The 1,421-nt window shown below is 55.4% G+C and carries 1 protein-coding gene; it reads right to left on the bottom strand.

Annotation, left to right across the window (positions count from 1 at the left end; genetic code table 11):
- Window positions 1-25: 25 nt before the first annotated feature.
- A complete protein-coding gene (locus tag CRO87_RS22240) occupies window positions 26-1,336 on the bottom strand; it encodes an IS4 family transposase (protein WP_097165055.1) in 1,311 nt (436 codons plus the stop codon).
- Window positions 1,337-1,421 lie beyond the last annotated feature (85 nt).

Raw genomic sequence — 1,421 nt, 5'->3', positions numbered from 1 at the left:
CAGTCAGTTAAGCTGACTGGCATTTTCATTTTCGGGTCGGGTATTTTGCTGGTCGTTGCTTCACTGCTCTGGGGAACCAACGATCAGGTCGCCGATGAGGTAGGACATACTGCGCTGCTGATGCCTGCAAGTCCGCCAGAAATCCTGGCAGGTTGCCGGGATGATTCAGTGATGTGCCATGCAGCAAGCCCAAGATTGCCCAGCTGCAGGCGGTAAAACTCATTTCGCAGGGATAAACACCTGGGCACTGCCTCGACATCTGAACCATCTGATAGCGCAGCAGGTTGTAGCCCAGCAGCACGCCCCAAAGTTCTTGCGCAATCATCTCTGGTGTCTTGCTTCTCAGCGTGTATTCGCCGCCTAGAAGCCCCTGTTTGATCTCCCGATAGCCCAGTTCGATTTCCCAGCGCTGACTGTAAAGATCGACGATTTCATCGCTCGGGAAACGCAGCGGATCGGACATTGAGGTCAGTACGCTCACCTCCTTGCCTTTGATCGTTTTGCTTAACAGCCGCGCTTGAATCTCCAGCGGCAGGCCGGGCCATTGTTTACGGGCCTGTGGCGATGTGCGCAGAACGACCAAGGCATCATTACGCCCAAGCTTTTGCACGACTTCGTACTGAGTGCCCTTCTTCAAAGGAATAAGCCAATGACGCTGCTCGCCTTGTGATTGCCAGTGATGCAGCAAACCCAACGAGTAGAAACCTTTATCGAACAGGGTCAGCGAGTGATCAGGCGTGGTAGCACTCAGCTGTTCGGCCAGCTTCATTTCGCTACTGTGATAGCTCTCGAAAGTACTGCTTATCAGCAGGTGGCTGGTCAGTTCCATCTGGCAGACCATTCGGACTTGAGGGTAGCTGCCATCGCCATGCTGGTTGGTCGCGCCGCCGTAGCACGCCCGGTTTTCTGCGGTGTCGGGGGTATTCCAGACCACGCCATCCACGCCCAAAAGTGTTAACCCCAACCATCGTGGGTGCATGGACTCTTCGTGCCATCGTTGCTGGGTGAGCGTGAAAACTTCGCGCACCGCTTCGCTACCCAATCGCTGCCGTCCTTGCACAACGGCGCTGGGTGCCACGAGTGGCCGTTTGCCGGGCAGCATGATGTCCATGTGGTTAACGACGTCCCACGCCGACATTCGGCGGAACAGCGCCATGCCGATGATGCACCACACCAGGCTTTCAAGCGGGAGGCGGCGCTTGCGGATGGTCGAGACACCTGCGGCTTCAAAAGCCTGCTTCACAATGTCCGGATCAAGCAAAGCACCTAGTCCTTCAAGGGCATTTGGCCTTGAGGCCATTTCGTGAGTGAGGGACAGTGCTTTTGCTAGGCGCATAAAAAATCCGATGCTCGTTTCCAAGCATCGGATTTTGCGGCCTACGGGCTAAAGCTTAAAGTGTCAGTCTTAACTGACTGGCATT

The organism is Enterobacter sp. CC120223-11, assembly GCF_900215375.1.
Lineage (GTDB): Bacteria > Pseudomonadota > Gammaproteobacteria > Enterobacterales > Enterobacteriaceae > Scandinavium.
This window is presented reverse-complemented; position numbering and strand designations above follow the sequence as displayed.